The organism is Prauserella salsuginis (assembly GCF_024648885.1).
In the GTDB taxonomy this organism is placed as follows: domain Bacteria; phylum Actinomycetota; class Actinomycetes; order Mycobacteriales; family Pseudonocardiaceae; genus Prauserella; species Prauserella salsuginis.
In genome coordinates this window covers 231,768-248,789 of sequence record NZ_JANBBF010000008.1, presented here as the reverse complement: position 1 = coordinate 248,789, position 17,022 = coordinate 231,768, and the positions used below count along the sequence as shown (strand labels likewise).

Here is a 17,022-nt window from a genome sequence, read left to right as displayed (position 1 = left end):
AGGTCCGGGGATTGTCGCATCCGTGACCACCCGGCCACGCATCGCGGCCACCGATGCCGCTCGAACGGCCGCCGCGAGCCCGGCGCCGCCGCGCGGATGCCCGGGTGGTGCGCGTGCGTGGCGGGGTACCCGGGACTGCGGCGGCGTACCCGCTGGCGGGGACCGGTAGCCTGCGCGCCATGTCCGATCGGCTGTACTTCCGCCAGTTGCTCGCGGGCCGGGACTTCGCCGTGGGCGATCCCGTCGCGACCCAGATGCGCAACTTCGCCTACCTCATCGGGGACGCCGAGACGCGGGAGGCCGTGGTCGTCGATCCGGCGTACGCGGCGGGCGACCTGCTCGACACGTTGGCCGCCGACGACATGCGGCTGACCGGCGTGCTCGTCACGCATCACCACCCCGACCACGTGGGCGGCGACTTCATGGGGTTCTCGCTGCCCGGGCTCGCCGAACTGCTGGAACGGCAGCAGGTGCCGGTGCACGTGAGCGATGCCGAGGCCGAGTGGGTGCGGCGCACCACCGGCGTCTCCGAGGACCTCGTCGCGCACGAGCACGACGACCGGCTCGACGTCGGCGCCGTCGGCATCCGGCTGCTGCACACGCCCGGGCACACCCCGGGGAGTCAGTGTTTCCTCGTCGGCGACAAGCTGGTCGCGGGCGACACGCTGTTCCTGGAAGGTTGTGGACGCACGGACTTCCCCGGCGGGGACGCCGACGCGATGTATCACAGCCTGCAGGCGCTGGCGCGGCTTTCCGGTGATCCCGTCGTGCATCCGGGGCATCTCTACTCGGCCGAGCCGTCGGCACCGCTGTCGGAGGTCACGGAGAACAACTTCGTCTACCGCGCCTCGTCGCTGGAGCAGTTCCGCGCGATGTTCGGCGGCTGATCCGGCGCCGGATCAGCCGCCGGGGTCAGCGCATGCCCAGCCGGCGGGTGAGTGTGACCTCGAGGACGACGCGCTTGGGGTTGACGCGCGGCGTGCGATACCGCTCGGCGTAGCGCCGCTCCGCCTCGGCCACCGCGTCCGCGTCGTCCCGGACGACGGCGCGCCCTTCGAGGGTCGACCACCGGCGGCCGTCGACCTGGCTGATGGCCACCGGAAGGCCTTCGGGACCCCCGCGGCGGACGTTGCGGGCTTTGACGCTGTCGCCGGAGCAGATGACCCGCGCGACGGCGAACTCCTCGTCGACGGTCACCCCGACGGGCACCACGTGCGGGGTGCCGTCGGCGCGCGATGTCGTCAGTGTCGCGATGTGGCGTTCGCGCCAGAACTCGGTCACGTCGTCGCTCGGCTCGGGTGGGCTGGACATGCGCCCACCCTATGCGCCGCGACGACGGCAGCCGTCGACACCGGCCGGCCGAGGACATGGGCAGGGCGGAGGACGTGGGCAGGGTGGAGGACGTGGGCAGGGTGGAGTCCCGGGCAGGGGAACGTCGCTGCCGGAGGCCGTTCAGGGCAGGAGCCGGGACAGGGTCAGCGCGGCGGTGCGGACGGCCGGGGCGACCCGCTCGAGACGCATCCGGTTCGTCCAGCCGGACAGTGACACTGCGCCGACGGCGGTGCCGTCCGAGCCGAGCAGCGGTGCGCCGGCGCAGACCACGCCGACGCCGGACTCCTCCCTGTCGTAGGCGATCCCCTCGCGGGCGATCGTGGTCAACTGGGACCGGAACAGCCCCGGCGCCGTCACGGTGCGCGGGCTGATCCGGCTCAGCCCGGCCGTGATCACACCGTCCACAACGGACTCCGAGGAGAAGGCCAGGATCGCCTTGCCGACCGACGTGGCGTGCGCGGGAAACCGGCCGCCCACGCGTGAGGGCAGTGTCGGAGCGTCGGGGCCGCGGAGAATGTCGAGGTAGACGACCTCGGTGCCTTCCAGCACGGCCAGGTGCGCGGTGTTGCGTGTCGCTTCGCGCAGATCGGCGAGGTAGGGCCGGGCTGTGTCGACCAGGCCCCGCTGGGCCACGGCGAGCTGGCCGATCTCGAACAGCTTCAGCGCGAGCCGGAGTCTGCCTTTGCCCGCCGGGTCGAGCAGTCCCTCGTCCACCAGGTGGGCGGTGAGGCGGTGCGTGGTCGACTTCGGCACGCCGGTCCTGCGGGCCAGTTCGGACACGCCGAGGGCCTCGTCCCCGGGGCGGAACGCCGACAGCAGTGCGGCCAGCCGGGAGGCCGTCGAGGTGGTCTCGTCTGTCGGCGCGGCGCCGTGGACCGGGGCGTCACGGACGGGAGTGTCACGGACGGCCGACTCGGCGTCGTTCCCGGCCGCGGCGGGGTGCGCAGGTGATGCGGCGCCGTCCGGTGACACGGACTGACCGGCGCGGTGCGGGCCGCGGTCTGCCTCTTCGTTCCGATGAGCGGGACACATGCGTTGATCCTGGCGCATGCGGTGCCGCAGCGTCATCCCCATGAGCAGATCTCGAGCGGTGGCCGCGATCGTCGGCCCCGGCAACATCGGCACCGATTTGCTGGCGAAACTGCAGCGCAGCGACCTCGTCGAGGTCCGGTACATGGTGGGCGTCGACCCGGCCTCGGACGGCCTGGCGCGTGCCGAGAAACTCGGCGTGCAGGCCTCGGCGGGCGGTGTCGACTGGCTGTTGGCCCGGGACGAGGCACCGGACCTGGTGTTCGACGCGACGTCGGCGAAGGCGCACCTGGCGGCTGCGCCGCGCTACGCGGAGGCCGGCATCAGGGCGGTCGATCTGACCCCGGCGGCGACCGGCCCGTTCACGTGCCCGGTCGTGAACCTGCAGGAGCACCTCGACGCGCCCAACGTGAACATGATCACCTGCGGCGGGCAGGCGACGATCCCGATCGTGCACGCGGTCAGCAGCGTCACCGCCGTGCCGTACGCCGAGATCGTGGCGTCCGTGTCGTCGCGGTCCGCGGGACCGGGTACGCGCGCCAACATCGACGAGTTCACCGAGACGACCGCGCACGGTCTCGAGGTGGTCGGCGGCGCCGAACGCGGCAAGGCGGTCATCATCATCAATCCGATGGACCCGCCGATGATCATGCGGGACACGGTGTTCTGCGCCATCGATCCGGACGCCGACCGCGAGGCCGTCGCACAGTCCATTCACGACACGGTCCGGCGCGTACAGGAGTACGTGCCCGGCTACACGCTCAAGGCCGAGCCACAGTTCGACGACCCGCGCCCCGACTGGAACGGCCGCGCCCGCGTCGGGGTGTTCCTGGAAGTGGCAGGGGGCGGCGACTACCTGCCTGCCTACGCCGGAAACCTGGACATCATGACCGCCGCTGCCGCGCGGGTCGGCGAACTCGTCGCGGAGCGGATCCTCGAGACGAAGGCGGTGCACGCATGACGGGCCCGGTCCGGATCGTCGACACGACGCTGCGCGACGGCAGCCACGCCATGGCGCACCGGTTCACCGAGCGGCACGTGCGCGACACCGTGCGCGCGCTCGACGGCGCGGGGGTGTCGCTCATCGAGGTCAGCCACGGCGACGGGCTCGGCGGATCGACGTTCAACTACGGCTTCTCGCTCGTCGACGAGAGAACGCTGATCGCCGCGGCCGTCGAGGAGGCGCGGCAGGCACGGATCGCGGTGCTGCTCCTGCCGGGGCTCGGCACGGTGACCGACCTGCGGGCCGCGGCGGACCTCGGTGCGGGGGCGGTGCGCATCGCGACACACTGCACCGAGGCCGATGTGTCGGTGCAGCACTTCACCGCAGCCAGGGAGCTCGGCCTGGAGACCGTCGGATTCCTGATGCTCTCGCACATGTCCGAGCCGGAGGCGCTGGCGAAGCAGGCGCGGATCATGGCCGACGCGGGCTGTCAGTGTGTGTACGTCGTCGACTCCGCGGGCGCGCTCATCCTGGAGGGCGCCTCGGACCGCGTCGCGGCGTTGGTGGCCGAACTCGGCGACGACGCGCAGGTCGGCTATCACGGGCACCAGAACCTCAGCTTCGGCGTGGCCAACTCGGTATTGGCCCACCGTGCGGGCGCGCGGCAGATCGACGGGTCGCTCGTCGCGCTCGGCGCCGGCGCCGGCAACTCGCCGACCGAGGTGCTCGCCGCGACGTTCGAACGACTCGGGGTCGAGACCGGGGTGGACAAGGATGCGCTGATGGACGCGGCGGAGAACGTCGTGAAGCCGTTCATCACGCGCCTGCCGGTCATGGACCGCTCGTCGATCGTGCAGGGCTTCGGTGGTGTGTACTCGAGCTTCCTGCTTCACGCCGAACGTGCGGCCGAGCGGTACGGCGTGCCCGCGCACGAGATCCTCTACCGCGTCGGTGAGCGGCGCTACGTCGGCGGCCAGGAGGACATGATCATCGACATCGCACTGGAACTCGTGGCCGAGCGCGAGGGCGCCGTGGGCGTGTGAGCGGGGTGCGCTCAGCTGTGCAGGGCGTCGACGCCGAGCACGAGCTTGACGCAGTGGGCGACGAGCCGGTCGCGGCTGACGTCGAGGGTGCCGTCGAGGTAGGCGGTGAACAGATTGGCGAGTCCGCCCACCAGTGCGGTGGCCGTCATCGCGCGGTCCTCCTCGTCGGCGTTGGCGGAGAGCTCGTCCCGCACGAGCGCGGCGAACATCGGGATGCGCTGTACGCCGCTGCGGCTCAGCGCGGGGTGGGAGAGCGGTGCCAGCAGCAGTACGCGACCTTTGCGGGGGTCGTCGATGATCAGCTCGACGAAGGCGGTGACCGCGGCCTTCGCCCTGGCCGGGCGGTCGTGGGTGGGCGCGGCCGCCACGGCGTCGACGAGGACGCGGTGTGCTTCGGCGGCGAGCGCGTCGTAGACGGCCGCGATGAGTTCGTCGCGGTCGGCGAAGTTTTCGTAGAAGTAGCGTTCGGTGAGCCTGCTGTGGCGGCAGACGGCACGCACGCTGAGAGCGGCGCCGTCCTCGGAGCCGAGCAGGGTCAGCCCGGAGTCGAGCAGCTGCTGCCTGCGGGCGGCCTTGCGGTCGGCCAGTGTCGTCCCCGCCCAGGTGCGACTTTCGGTCGTCATGTGTACGTCCCTCGATTGACCACGAACGTTGTCGACCGTACCGTGAGTCACGAGATTGACAACGGTCGTAGTCACATTTGGGGAGTCGACGATGACACAGCCCCCGTCGCGAGTCGCAGGGCGCGATCCGGAGCCGCTCGGACCCGATTCGCTCACGTGGCACATCTTCGGCGACTGGCGGGGACTGCTCATCGCGCTGTGGGCGGGCAGCATGCAGAACATGCACCCCGAGCTCGGTGCCGGCGTCGAGCAGCACTCGCGGTTCTTCGACGAACGCTGGCAGCGGTTGTTCCGCTCGCTGTACCCGATCGGCGGGGTGATCTACGACGGGCCCCGGGCCCACGCCACGGCACGAGAGGTGCGGGGCTATCACGACACCATCAAGGGCACCGACAGGTTCGGCCGCCGCTACCACGCCCTCAACCCCGGCACGTTCTACTGGGCGCACGCGACCTTCTTCGTCAGCACGCTGATCATCGCCGAGAACTTCATGGGCGGACTGACCGAGTCGCAGCGGCGGCAGCTGTTCGACGAGCACAAACGCTGGTACCGGATGTACGGCATGTCCATGCGGCCGGTGCCGGACACATGGGAGGAGTTCCAGGAGTACTGGGACCACATGTGCCGGGAGGTGCTCGAGGACAACCGGGCCACCCGCGACGTGCTCGATCTCTCCCGGATCGGCAGACCACCGCTGCTCGCCCGGCTGCCGAGTCCGCTGTGGACACTCGTGCGGCCGGTCGTGCACCGCAGCTTCGTGTGGCTGACGGTCGGCATGTACGACCCGCCGGTACGCGAACGGCTCGGCTACACCTGGACGCCCCGCGACGAGCGGCTGCACCGCCTGGTGGGCACCGCGATCGGGTTCGCGTTCCGTTTCGTGCCGTGGCAACGGCGCTACCATCCACGCGCGAGAGCGGGCTGGCGGCGCGCTCTCGGCAAGGAGCCGGCCACGGCCCCGACCGTCGAGACCCCGCCACGGAATCTGCCACCCGTGGCGGAGCGGTCGCGGCCCACCCACTATGTGCCCGCCGAACACCGGCCCACGGGATGAACCGGCGGCGGCAGTAACTCGAACGGCAGCGACATGAACGGCAGTGACTGGAACGGCAGCGACGTCCCGGGACCGCGCAGGTGAAGGAGAGTGCGACGTGAAGCTCGGTTACCACCTCGGCTACTGGTCGTCCGGCCCGCCGGACGGCGCGCTCGAGGCGATCACGACGGCCGAACAGCTCGGGTTCGACTCGGTGTGGACCGCCGAAGGCTACGGCTCCGACGCCCTGACCCCGCTCGCCTGGTGGGGGTCGGCGACCTCCCGGGTCACGCTCGGCACCAACATCATCCAGATGTCTGCCCGCACGCCGACCGCCACGGCGATGGCCGCGCTGACCCTGGACCATCTCTCCGGCGGACGGTTCGTCCTCGGGATCGGCGCATCCGGCCCGCAGGTCGTCGAAGGCTGGTACGGCCAGCCGTACCCGAAACCCCTCGCCAGAACGCGCGAATACGTCGACATCGTGCGGCAGGTCGTGGCCCGCGAGGCGCCGGTCACCCACGACGGCAAGCAGTACCAGCTGCCGCTGCAGGGAGGCACCGGCCTGGGCAAGCCGCTCAAATCCACGGTGCATCCGCTGCGGCCGCGCATCCCGATCCACCTCGCCGCCGAGGGGCCGAAGAACGTGGCGCTGTCGGCGGAGATCTGCGACGGCTGGCTGCCGCTGTTCTTCTCGCCGAAGAGCGACGCGTTCTACCGCGCGGCGCTCGACGAGGGCTTCACCGCACGCGGGCATCGGCCGGACGATTTCGAGGTGGCCGCGTCGGTCCCCGTCATCGTGCACGACGACGTCGAACAGGCGGCTGCGATGATCAAGCCGTCGTTGGCGCTCTACATCGGCGGCATGGGTGCCAAGGACGTCAACTTCCACCACGACGTGTTCGCACGCATGGGCTACGCCGACGTCGCCGACAAGGTCCAGGACCTCTACCTCGCGGGCCGCAAGGAGGAGGCCACCGCGGCGATCCCCACAGCACTGGTGGAGGACACGTCCCTGATCGGCCCGCCGGCGAAGATCCGCGACGAGCTGCAGGCATGGGAGGAGACGGTCGTGACCACGTTGCTGATCCGCGGTGACGCCGCGACGCTGCGCCGCGTGGCCGACGCGCTGTCCTGACGCGCCGAGCGCGCCGGCACAACCGACACACCGGCCCGCCCGGCCGTTGCGTGGCGGGGTCGCATTCGGGTGATGTGGCGGGGGTGACACGATTCCTCCACTCACATCGTCCGAGGAGGAGCATGTCGGCGCTGGGGACCAGGACCCGTCTCGGATACTCGCTCGGGTCGTTCGCCACGGGCGCGTTCGGGACGGTGCCGGGTCTGCTGCTGTTGCCGTACCTGACCGACACGATGGCGGTGCCGGCCGCGCTGGCGGGGGCGATCGTGCTGCTGCCGAAGGCGTGGGACGTGCTGTTCAACCCCGTCGCCGGGCGAATCTCGGACGGCGTGTTGCGCAAACACGGGAGTCGCAGGCCGTTCCTGCTGGTCGGCGGACTGGTGCTGGCCGCCTGCTTCGCGGCGCTGTTCGCCGGTCCCGGGCTCGGGTCGACGGCCGCGGACGCCGGCTACGTCGTGGTCGTGTTCTTCGTCTGTGCCACGGCGTTCGCCTTCTTCCAGGTGCCGTTCAACGCACTGCCCGCGGAACTGACCGAGGACTACCACGAGCGCACGCGGTTGACGACCTGGCGCATCGGCGTGCTGGCACTGGCGATCCTCGTCTCCGGCGCGGTCGCGCCCGCCATCGCGAGCGGGCTCGGCGGTACCACCGGCTACCGCGTCATGGGCGTGTTCGTCGGCGTACTCATCGCGCTCGGCGCCGTCGCCGTCTACGCGGGCACGCGTGGGGCACCCGTCGGCAGGCTGCGCGAACCCACACCGGGATGGCGCGAACTGCTGCGCACCATGCGGTCCTGGCGGGCGTTCCGCTGGCTGCTGGCGGTCTACTTCCTGCAGGCACTCGGCGTCGCGACGCTGCTGGCCGGCGTCAACTACGTCGCGCGGTACGTGCTCGGTGATCCGGACCTGCAGTCGATGCTGTTCGCCGGATTCGTCGGCCCGGCATTGCTGGTCATGCCCGTGTGGGACCGCATAGGCCGCAGCGGCGGCAAACTCACGGGCTTCCGCGTGTCGTCCGTGCTGCTGGCCGGCGCCCTCGGCGCCCTCGCGTTCTCCCCGATGATGGCGATCCCGGCGGTGTTCGTCTTCGTCGCGATCGCCGGGGTGGGCTATGCCGGCATCCAGGTGTTCCCGCTGGCGATCCTGCCGGACCTGATCTCCGCGGAGGAGGAGCGGACCGGCGCCACCAGGGCGGGGATCACCGCCGGGGTGTGGACCGCCGCCGAAACGCTCGGCCTCGCCGTGGGCCCCGGTCTGTTCGGGCTCGTGCTGGCCGTCGGCGGCTACGTCTCGAGCGGGCAGGCCGCGGCCACCCAGCCCGACAGCGCGGTCACGGCGATCGCCCTCGGCTTCTCCGTGCTGCCGGCCGTGTTCGTCGCGCTGGCGCTGCCGTTGCTGCGGCGGAGCGTCCTCGGTGACCGGCGGCCCGAACGGGACACGGGAGCGGCGGCCGGGGGAGGCGGCGCGTGATCCCCGGCGCGACCCTCGGTGTGGAGGAAGTGCTCGCCGAACTCACCCGGCTACGGAGCGGCGACGCGCCCACCCACGGCGGACGCACGCTCGCCTACGTCTACGACAGCGGTCTCGCCGAGCTCGACGAGCTGGCCGCACGTGCGCATGCGGCGGCCGTGTCGGCCAACGGACTCGATCCGACGGCCTTCCCCAGCCTGCTGCGCATGGAGAACGACCTGGTCGCCGCGGCGATCGGCCTGCTCGGTGGGGGACCGGACGCGGTCGGGACGGCGACGTCCGGCGGTACCGAGTCGTGCCTGCTGGCCGTGCTGGCCGCGCGCGAGGGGCGGCGGGACGTCGCGGACCCTTCGGTCGTCGTCCCGTCGACGGTGCACGCGGCGTTCCGCAAGGCGGGGCACCTGTTCGGTGTCCGCGTCGTCGATGTGCCGGTGGATCCCGTCACCTTCCGCGCCGATCCGGTCGCGACGGCGGCCGCCGTCGACGACACGACCGTGCTCGTCGTGGGGAGCGCACCGTCGTACGCCCACGGCGTCGTCGATCCGATCGCCGAACTCGCGGCGGTGGCCGGGGATCGTGGCGCGAGAATGCACGTCGACGCGTGCATCGGCGGTTGGGTGTTGCCGTACCTGCGGCGCGGTGATGCGGACGGGCGGCCGCCGGTGTTCGACCTGTCCGTTCCCGGGGTCACGAGCCTGTCGGTGGACCTGCACAAGTACGCCTACTGCGCCAAAGGCGTGTCGGTGCTGCTGCACGCCGGTCCGGAGCAGCGCCGCGGACACTACTTCGCCAGCGCTGACTGGCCGGGCTACACGATGCTCAACCCGACGTTGCAGTCGACACGGTCGGGTGGTCCGATAGCCGCCGCGTGGGCCGTCGTCCGCCACGTCGGCGACGACGGCTACGCGCAGCTGGCCCTGTCCGCCCGCGCCGCCACCGAGCGGATCCGCGATGGCCTCGCGGCGATCGACGGACTGCGGGTCCTCGGCGATCCCGATGCGACACTCCTGGCCGTCGCGCTGGACGGGGAACCGGGGTTCGACCTGTTCACGGTCGCCGACGAGCTGGCCGCCCGCGGCTGGCACGTGCAGCCGCAGTTCCCGCACCGGTCCTCGCCCGCCAACCTGCACCTGACGGTCACCGCTTCGAACCGAGGCCACGAGGACGCGCTGCTGACGGCGGTGCAGGAGGCGGTCGGCGCCGCCCGCGCCGCAGGCCCGGTGACGATCGACGCCGACCTCGCGGCACTCATCGGCGCCCTCGACCCGGATACGCTCACCGAGCAGCAGTTCGCCGGCGTACTCGCCGCGGCCGGTCTGGACCCGGCCACCGGCGACGGTGCCGAGCCCGGCCATCCGCTCCGGTTGCCGGAACGGATGGCCGAGATCAACACGATGCTCGCCGCGGCGTCGCCGCGGCTGCGGGAACGGCTGCTCGCCGAGTTCCTCGGCCTGCTGTACCGGCCGTGATCAGCGCCCGTTCGCGCCGCCGCGCCCGGGTGAGGTGCCGTAGCGGCGGCGGAACTTCTCCACCTGTCCCGCGCTGTCCATGATCCGCTGCGTGCCCGTCCAGAACGGGTGTGACGCGGAGCTGATCTCGACGGTCACGAGCGGATACGTGGTGCCGTCCTCCCATTCGGTCGTGCGGTCCGAGGTGGCCGTCGACCGTGTCAGGAACCGGTCCCCGGTGTTGGCGTCCTGGAAGACCACCGGGTGGTACTCGGGGTGGATATCGGGCTTCATTCGTGCGTCACCTTTCGTCCTGTCGGATCGTGGGGGAGTCGCCGACGCTCGCGGGTGCGGCGCCGGCGGTGTCGTCGCGGGGCTCGTCGGGTCCCGCGGCGAACGGGTCGGGGTAGTGGCGCCAGGCCTCCGGTCCTTCGGCGAGTTCGGCGTCGGTGAGTAGCGCGCCACGCAGGGTGTGGTCGATGTCGGCCGGATCGGCCCGATGCGCGACCACGGCGAGTTCCTGCACCCGGTCGCCCCACACCGGGTGCCATCGGAGCGCGGCGAAGGTGCGGTGTTCCGGCGAGGCCTCGTCCCAGTCGGGACCGTGCGGCGAGTCCAGCCAGCCGCCGGCGAGGCGGATGCCGAGGCCACCGCCCGCGGACTCGACCCACAGGTGATCGTCGGGCCTGCCTGCCAGCCACGCGCGGCCGCGCGTGCGCACGACGCCGTCGAGCAGGACGTCCAGTGCCTCGTGCAGCCGTTGCGGATGGAACGGGCGCCCTGCGGCGAACGTCAGGAGCGTGACGCCGCAGTCCGGGTCGAGCGGCGGCTGTCCGGTCACCACAGGGCCGTGCGGGTCGCGGGGCTTTCCCCGGTGACCCTCGTCGGGCACGGCGCCGAGCATCCGGTCGGTGTCGGCCCCGCACAGGTCCAGCAGGGCGGCGCGGGGTGCCAGCCGCTGAAGGACGGCCCCGGTGCGCGCCGCTGTCCAGGCGTCCGGCGCCTCGCCTGCCAACACGAGGACGTCGGCGAATTCGGCCTGGGCCACCGCGACCTGGGCGAGGGTGCGGTCGTCGTCGTGCCCCGCGTGCAGGTCGACCTCGTCGAGTGCGGCATCGCCGGTGGCAGCCGCGAGCCAGGACGCCTGGTCGATCGCCGTGATCACGGCCTCCACCTCGACGTCCTCGGTCACGGGTGTGTCGTCGACCAGTGCCGTGTGCAGTTCCTGGCACACGAGTTCCGGCTCCAACGCCTCGTCCAGCCGGACGACGATGCGCTCCACCTCGGGACGTCGCGACAGCGCACGCACCAGTGGCAGCAGGTCCTGGCGCAGCGTGCAGGACACGCAGTCGTGGTCGAGTGGCACGGTCTCGATCCGCTCCGCCGTGCCGAGGCGGACGAGTCGCCGAATGACGCCGTCACCGGTGTGGCGCAGATCGTGGTGGACGAGGGCGGTGCCGGAGGTGGCCGTGAGCCGGTCGGCGAGCAGTCGGACCGGTGGCTCGGCGAGGCCGGAGAGCAGGACCAGGGGTGTGCGGTGCAGATCGATCACGTCGTGTACTGTAAATGAAAACGATTATCAACACCAATTAGGGAGGGTCGATGTCGGCGATCTGCCAGGTCACCGGCCGCGCGCCGGGCTACGGCAAGCAGGTCTCGCACTCGCACCGGCGCACCTCACGGCGCTGGGAACCGAACATCCAGACGTGTCGCTACTGGGTTCCCTCCGAGAACCGCTGGGTGCGGCTCCGGGTCTCGGTGAAGGGCATGAAGACGATCGACAAGCGCGGGATCGACGCCGTCGTGGCGGACCTGCGCGCACGAGGGGAGAAGCTCTGATGGCGAGCACCACCGACGTGCGCCCGATCATCAAACTGCGCTCTACTGCCGGCACCGGCTACACGTACGTGACGCGGAAGAACCGGCGTAACAATCCCGACCGCATGGTGCTGCGCAAGTACGACCCGCTCGCCCGCAGGCACGTCGAGTTTCGGGAGGAGCGCTGATGGCCAAGAAGTCGAAGATCGCGAAGAACGAGCAGCGCAAGGTCGTCGCCGCTCGCCATGCCGAACGTCGCGCGGCACTCAAGGAGACGGTGCGCTCGCCGCAGAGCACGGCGGAGCAGAAGAGCGCAGCCGTGTCCGCGCTGCAGAAGCTGCCACGCGACGCGAGCCCCACCCGGATCCGGAACCGGGACGCCGTCGACGGCCGCCCGCGCGCCTACTACGGCGCCTTCGGCCTGTCCCGGATCCGGTTGCGTGAGATGGCGCATCGGGGCGAGTTGCCCGGTGTGAGCAAGTCGAGCTGGTAGGAGGAGATCGGTGAAGCCTGCACCGCAGAAGCGCCGCAAGCGGAATCTGTTGCGCGCCGAGGGTGTCGAGCACGTCGACTGGAAGGACACCGCCCTGCTGCGCAAGTTCGTGTCCGACCGCGGCAAGATCCGGGCCCGCCGGATCACCGGCCTGACCCCGCGGGAGCAGAAGGACGTCGCACGGGCGATCAAGAATGCCCGCGAGATGGCGCTGCTGCCCTACCCGGTCAAGAAGGGCTGACCACGCGCGCGTTCCGGCGCCGGGCACCGCGCGCCGGAACGTGTCACCCTGGCTGCATGACGGAGCGGCAGCGAGACACCGCACCCGGGCGAGCGGGCGGCACGGGCGGGCCGCCCGCTGTCGGCGCCGAGATCGACCCGGAGCTGCTGGAACTCGCGGCGCGGGTGTTCGACTTCGCACGTCGCGGCGAGACCGACACGCTGGCCGCCTACGTGGACGCCGGCGTGCCGGTGAACCTGTCCAACGACAGCGGCGACACCCTCGTGATGCTCGCCGCGTACCACGGCCACGCCGGGACGGTCACCGCACTGCTGCGCCGCGGCGCCGACCCCGACCGGCTCAACGACCGCGGCCAGAGTCCGCTGGCCGGTGCGGTGTTCAAGGGGGAGGCCGACGTGGTGCGTGTGCTGCTCGACGGCGGCGCCAATCCGCACGCCGGTCAGCCGACCGCCGTGGAGACCGCTCGGATGTTCGGCGCAGAGGAACTGCTCACGTTGCGTAGGCCCTGAGCGCACGCACCTGACAGGGTGCCGTCATGCTGACTGGCATGGCGCAGGAGGAGCACTACCTGGTCGGACTCGACCTCACCGGGCGGCGCGTGGTCGTCGTGGGCGGCGGCACCGTCGCTCAACGGCGGCTGCCACGCCTGGTCAAGGCAGGGGCCGTCATCGAACTCGTGTCCCCGGACACCACCCCGTCGGTCGGAGCGATGGCGGACGAGGGCGAGATCACCTGGACCCGGCGGGACTACACCGACGGCGATCTCGCCGACGCGTGGTACGCCCTGGCGTGCACGGACGACGCGGAGGTCAACGCCGCCGTGTGCGCCGAGGCCGAACGTCGCCGCATCTTCTGTGTCCGGGCCGACTCGGGCCCCGACGGCAGTGCCGTGACACCGGCGGTGGGCGGCAACGACGGCGTGCTGGTGGGTGTGCTGTCCGGTGGGGAGCCCCAGCGGTCCGCCGTCGTGCGCGACAGCCTCCTGGACGCACTGCGATCCGGCGCAGCGGCCGATCCCGGGCCCGGCTACGGCCAGGACGCGGCCGGTGACGCCCGTCGCCCCGAACCCGGCGTCGCGCTGGTCGGAGGCGGGCCCGGTGACGCCGAGCTGATCACCGTGCGCGGCCGCAGGTTGCTGGCCCGCGCCGACGTCGTGGTGGTGGACCGGCTCGCGCCGCGCGAACTGCTCGACGAACTGCCGCCGCACGTCCAGGTGATCGATGCCGCGAAGATCCCGTACGGCCGCGCGGCCAGTCAGGACGTCATCAACAGCGCGTTGATCGACAACGCGAAGGCGGGCAAGTTCGTGGTCCGCCTCAAGGGCGGCGATCCGTACGTGTTCGGCCGCGGCTTCGAAGAGCTGCTCGCCTGCGCGGAAGCCGGGGTGGCGGTCTCGGTCGTGCCCGGCATCACCAGTGCGTTCGCCGTCCCGGCTCTCGCCGACGTGCCGGTGACCCACCGCGGCGTCACCCACGAGGTCGTCGTCGTGTCCGGGCACGTACCGCCGGACCACGAGACGTCGCTGACCGACTGGGACGCGCTGGGCCGCATGCGCGGCACGATCGTGCTGATGATGGGCGTCGAGCGGATCGACCGGTTCGCCGATGCGCTGATGACCGCGGGCAGGCCCGCCGACACGCCGGTCGCGATGATCCAGGACGGCACCATGCGCACGCAGAAGGTGCTGCGCTCGACCCTGAAGGAAGTGGGTGCCGATGCCGCCCGCGAAGGGATGCGGCCGCCCGCGGTGACGGTGATCGGCCCGGTCGTCGACCTGCTCGGTCAGGAGTCCTGACCCCGTCCACCGCGTGACCGCCCGCCCCGGGCGGCCTCCTGCCGGTGCGGATGTGCCCGGCATCCACCCGCAGGAGGCTCCCGGCAACGGCGGTGGCTGCCGGTGTCACCGTGGTCTCCGGCTGAGCGTGGCGCGCCGCGCCCGCTCCGTCGCCGCGCCGGTGCCGTTGCACCTGTGCCGTCGCGTGCTTCCGCGCCGTGCTGCGTTGTCCGGTGCCGCTGTTCTTTCACGGCGCTGTTCTTTCACGGCGCTGTTCCTTCGGTGCCGGGTTTCTTTCGGTGCTGGAGTTCTTTCGGTGCCGGAGTTCTTTCAGTGCTGCAGTCCCGTGATTTCTTGCGGTGCCGCTGTGCTCGCGCGGCGCCGTTCTTTCACGGCGCGCTCCTCTCTTTCATGGGGCTCTTCTCTCGCGGCGCTCTCTGAAACCCGTTGTCGGTGGGGTGGTTGAGAGTCCACGGCGCTGTTGTCTCACAGCGCTGTTGTCTCACGGCGCTGTTCTTTCGGGACGCTGTTCTTTCGGGACGCTGTTCCTCCGTGGTCCGTTTCTTTCGTGGCTGGTTTCTCGGGACGCTCTGTCCTTCGTCGCCGCGCTCTTCTCCGCCCTCTTCGCCGCGCCGTTCTCGCCACTGCGTCGTTCTCCGCCGCGTCGTTCCGCTGTACGTGCTCGGTGGCGGGCCCAGCCGTTACCGCGCCGCGTGTCCGTCGGCCGCCGGTGACGCCACCGAGGTGGGTCGCGGCATCCGGAGGTCGCAACCCGAGCTCCGCAGCCGCAACACGCGCTCCGCAGCGCGACCACACGCGCCCTCGGGGTCGCGACACGGTCTCGACGGCGGCGGCTGTGCTTCCTGCACGGTTGACATCTGCCGGTAACCCACATATAACCAACTAAACCAAAGCAAACCGGCAAGGAAAGCCACATGTACGCACAGGAGCGTCAACGGAAGATCGCCGAGCGGGCCCGCGCCGAGGGTCGCGCCGACGTGGCCGAGCTCGCCGCCGACTTCGACGTCACCACGGAGACGGTCCGGCGGGACCTCACCGTCCTCGAACGGCAGGGCCTGCTCCGCCGCGTGCACGGGGGCGCGATTCCGGTCGAACGGCTCGGGTTCGAGCCCGGTCTCGCCGATCGCGACGCGGTCCTGACCTCGGAGAAGGAGCGCATCGCGAAGGCCGCCCTCGCCGAACTGCCCGCAGAAGGCTCGATCCTGCTCGACGCGGGCACCACCACCGCGCGGTTCGCCGAGATCCTGCCCAACGATCGTGAGCTGACCGTCGTGACCAACGCGGTGCCGCTCGTCGCGTCGCTCGCGGTCCGGCCTCAGCTGACGGTCCTGCTGCTGGGCGGAAAGGTCCGGGGCCGCACGATGGCGGCCGTCGAGGACTGGACGCTGCGCGCCCTCGCCGACACCTACGTCGACGTAGCCTTCCTCGGCACCAACGGCATGTCCGCCGAACGTGGCCTGACCACCCCCGACACCGGCGAGGCCGCGGTGAAACGGGCGATGATCCACGCGGCCCGCCGGGTGGTCGTGCTCGCCGATCACACGAAGGCAGGCAACGACTGTCTCGCACGCTTCGGCGACCTATCCGATGCGGACGTGATCGTCACCGACAGCGGACTGGCCCCCGAGTTGGAGGAACAGCTCGCCGCCGCCGGGCCCGAGGTGGTGCGGTCGTGATCGTCACCATGACCCCCAACCCGAGCATCGACCACACCGTCGAAGTCGGGTCCCTGCGCCGCGGCGAGGTGCTGCGGGCGCAGCGGTCCCATGTGGACCCCGGCGGCAAAGGCGTCAACGTCTCCCGCGCGCTCGCCGCGCACGGCCGTAAGACCGCGGCCGTCCTGCTCGCCGGCGGCGCCGAGGGCGCCCGGCTCACCGAGCTGCTCGACGAGCAGGGTGTCGCCGTCCACGCGGTGCCGGTTGCCGAGGGGACCCGTACCAACATCACGCTCGCCGAGCCGGACGGCACGGTCACCAAGCTCAACCTGCCGGGGCCGGCGTGTGCGGACACGGAACTCAACGCGCTGCTCGACGCCACGCTCGCTGCGTGCGGGCACGACACGACCTGGATCGCAGGCTGCGGCAGTCTGCCGCCTGAGGCCGCCGACGACTGCTATGCGCGGCTGGTCGCCTCGGCGCACGCGGCCGGTGTCCGCGTGGCCGTCGACTCGTCGGGTCCCGCGCTCGCGCGGAGTCTCGCCGCCGAGCCCGACCTGGTCAAACCGAACCGGGAGGAGCTCGCGGCGTGCGCGGGCGTTCCCGTCCGCACCCTCGGCGACGCCGCGCGGGCAGCCGAGGTGCTGCGGGCCCGCGGGGCGCGGGCCGTGCTCGCCAGCCTCGGTCCCGACGGCGCTTTGCTCGCTGACTCCCGCGGCGTCCTGCACGGCGAGGCGCCCGTCGACGCCGCCCGCAGCAGCGTGGGTGCCGGCGACGCGTTGCTCGCCGGGTTCCTCGCCGCCGGCGGCGGGAGGGACGCCCTCGGCCCGGCGCTCGCATGGGGCGCCGCCGCCACCGGGCTCGCCGGCAGCCGGATGCCGGCGCCGCCCGACGTCGACCGTGTCGGCGTCACGATCCACCCCGCGGTCGACGGCGATCGCGTACTCGAAGAGGAGCGCTGA

At 71.6% G+C, this 17,022-nt stretch carries 20 protein-coding genes; 15 read left to right on the top strand and 5 right to left on the bottom strand.

The features are described 5' to 3' along the window. The first annotated feature begins 179 nt into the window (after positions 1–179). Complete coding sequence (locus LY40_RS02645; RefSeq protein ID WP_183785844.1) at positions 180–887, top strand: MBL fold metallo-hydrolase; 708 nt, start codon at positions 180–182, stop codon at positions 885–887. Between the two features lie 25 nt (positions 888–912). Here LY40_RS02645 and LY40_RS02640 read toward each other — a convergent pair whose 3' ends face one another. Together LY40_RS02640 and LY40_RS02635 are read right to left on the bottom strand one after the other, a co-directional pair. Further along, on the bottom strand, positions 913–1,311 hold the full coding sequence (locus LY40_RS02640) for a pyridoxamine 5'-phosphate oxidase family protein (RefSeq protein ID WP_183785842.1): 399 nt from the start codon (positions 1,309–1,311) through the stop codon (positions 913–915). A gap of 141 nt (positions 1,312–1,452) precedes the next feature. Further along, positions 1,453–2,160, bottom strand: coding sequence for an IclR family transcriptional regulator (locus LY40_RS02635; protein ID WP_228726493.1), 708 nt, complete (start codon positions 2,158–2,160; stop codon positions 1,453–1,455). 244 nt (positions 2,161–2,404) lie between these two features. On the opposite strand from LY40_RS02635, the gene LY40_RS02630 reads away from it, so the two are divergent. Together LY40_RS02630 and dmpG are read left to right on the top strand one after the other, a co-directional pair. Beyond that, complete coding sequence (locus LY40_RS02630; RefSeq protein ID WP_183785838.1) at positions 2,405–3,322, top strand: acetaldehyde dehydrogenase (acetylating); 918 nt, start codon at positions 2,405–2,407, stop codon at positions 3,320–3,322. Further along, positions 3,319–4,347: a 4-hydroxy-2-oxovalerate aldolase gene (gene dmpG, locus LY40_RS02625; protein WP_183785836.1), complete on the top strand. Its 1,029-nt coding sequence runs from the start codon at positions 3,319–3,321 to the stop codon at positions 4,345–4,347. The genes LY40_RS02630 and dmpG overlap by 4 nt, the downstream gene beginning before the upstream one ends. A gap of 11 nt (positions 4,348–4,358) precedes the next feature. Here the strand turns inward: dmpG and LY40_RS02620 are convergent, their stop codons facing one another. Further along, a complete protein-coding gene (locus LY40_RS02620; protein ID WP_258935828.1) occupies positions 4,359–4,970 on the bottom strand; it encodes a TetR/AcrR family transcriptional regulator in 612 nt (203 codons plus the stop codon). Positions 4,971–5,061: 91 nt separating this feature from the next. Between LY40_RS02620 and LY40_RS02615 the strand changes: the two genes are divergently transcribed. From LY40_RS02615 to LY40_RS02600, 4 genes are all read left to right on the top strand, one after another. Further along, positions 5,062–6,024 carry an oxygenase MpaB family protein gene (locus tag LY40_RS02615; protein ID WP_183785832.1) on the top strand — a complete coding sequence of 321 codons (963 nt, stop codon included), beginning with the start codon at positions 5,062–5,064 and terminating at the stop codon, positions 6,022–6,024. A gap of 97 nt (positions 6,025–6,121) precedes the next feature. Then, on the top strand, positions 6,122–7,141 hold the full coding sequence (locus tag LY40_RS02610; protein WP_183785830.1) for an LLM class F420-dependent oxidoreductase: 1,020 nt from the start codon (positions 6,122–6,124) through the stop codon (positions 7,139–7,141). Positions 7,142–7,263: 122 nt separating this feature from the next. Then, on the top strand, positions 7,264–8,610 hold the full coding sequence (locus tag LY40_RS02605) for an MFS transporter (protein ID WP_258935827.1): 1,347 nt from the start codon (positions 7,264–7,266) through the stop codon (positions 8,608–8,610). Beyond that, on the top strand, positions 8,607–10,079 hold the full coding sequence (locus LY40_RS02600; RefSeq protein WP_258935826.1) for a pyridoxal phosphate-dependent decarboxylase family protein: 1,473 nt from the start codon (positions 8,607–8,609) through the stop codon (positions 10,077–10,079). The genes LY40_RS02605 and LY40_RS02600 overlap by 4 nt, the downstream gene beginning before the upstream one ends. Here LY40_RS02600 and LY40_RS02595 read toward each other — a convergent pair whose 3' ends face one another. Further along, positions 10,080–10,352 (bottom strand): type B 50S ribosomal protein L31, encoded by a 273-nt coding sequence (locus LY40_RS02595; protein ID WP_183785826.1) that lies wholly within the window; start codon positions 10,350–10,352, stop codon positions 10,080–10,082. A gap of 7 nt (positions 10,353–10,359) precedes the next feature. Further along, the gene (mrf, locus tag LY40_RS02590) at positions 10,360–11,610 is read right to left on the bottom strand and encodes a ribosome hibernation factor-recruiting GTPase MRF (RefSeq protein WP_258935825.1); all 1,251 of its coding nucleotides are present in this window, start codon (positions 11,608–11,610) and stop codon (positions 10,360–10,362) included. Positions 11,611–11,660: 50 nt separating this feature from the next. On the opposite strand from mrf, the gene rpmB reads away from it, so the two are divergent. The 8 genes from rpmB (at position 11,661) to LY40_RS02550 (ending at position 17,022) form a co-directional block, all read left to right on the top strand. Beyond that, positions 11,661–11,897, top strand: coding sequence for a 50S ribosomal protein L28 (rpmB, locus tag LY40_RS02585; RefSeq protein ID WP_258935824.1), 237 nt, complete (start codon positions 11,661–11,663; stop codon positions 11,895–11,897). After that, positions 11,897–12,064, top strand: coding sequence for a 50S ribosomal protein L33 (gene rpmG / locus LY40_RS02580; RefSeq protein WP_183785820.1), 168 nt, complete (start codon positions 11,897–11,899; stop codon positions 12,062–12,064). The genes rpmB and rpmG overlap by 1 nt, the downstream gene beginning before the upstream one ends. Then, positions 12,064–12,369: a 30S ribosomal protein S14 gene (gene rpsN, locus LY40_RS02575; protein ID WP_183785818.1), complete on the top strand. Its 306-nt coding sequence runs from the start codon at positions 12,064–12,066 to the stop codon at positions 12,367–12,369. Before rpmG ends, rpsN begins: the two co-directional genes overlap by 1 nt. Positions 12,370–12,379: 10 nt before the next feature. After that, on the top strand, positions 12,380–12,610 hold the full coding sequence (gene rpsR / locus LY40_RS02570) for a 30S ribosomal protein S18 (RefSeq protein ID WP_183785809.1): 231 nt from the start codon (positions 12,380–12,382) through the stop codon (positions 12,608–12,610). 56 nt (positions 12,611–12,666) lie between these two features. After that, complete coding sequence (locus tag LY40_RS02565; protein WP_258935823.1) at positions 12,667–13,119, top strand: ankyrin repeat domain-containing protein; 453 nt, start codon at positions 12,667–12,669, stop codon at positions 13,117–13,119. Between the two features lie 38 nt (positions 13,120–13,157). Then, positions 13,158–14,405 carry a uroporphyrinogen-III C-methyltransferase gene (gene cobA / locus LY40_RS02560; RefSeq protein WP_183786378.1) on the top strand — a complete coding sequence of 416 codons (1,248 nt, stop codon included), beginning with the start codon at positions 13,158–13,160 and terminating at the stop codon, positions 14,403–14,405. A gap of 914 nt (positions 14,406–15,319) precedes the next feature. Continuing rightward, positions 15,320–16,081: a DeoR/GlpR family DNA-binding transcription regulator gene (locus tag LY40_RS02555; RefSeq protein WP_183785805.1), complete on the top strand. Its 762-nt coding sequence runs from the start codon at positions 15,320–15,322 to the stop codon at positions 16,079–16,081. Then, positions 16,078–17,022, top strand: a complete 945-nt coding sequence (locus LY40_RS02550; RefSeq protein ID WP_258935822.1) for a 1-phosphofructokinase family hexose kinase — start codon at positions 16,078–16,080, stop codon at positions 17,020–17,022. The genes LY40_RS02555 and LY40_RS02550 overlap by 4 nt, the downstream gene beginning before the upstream one ends.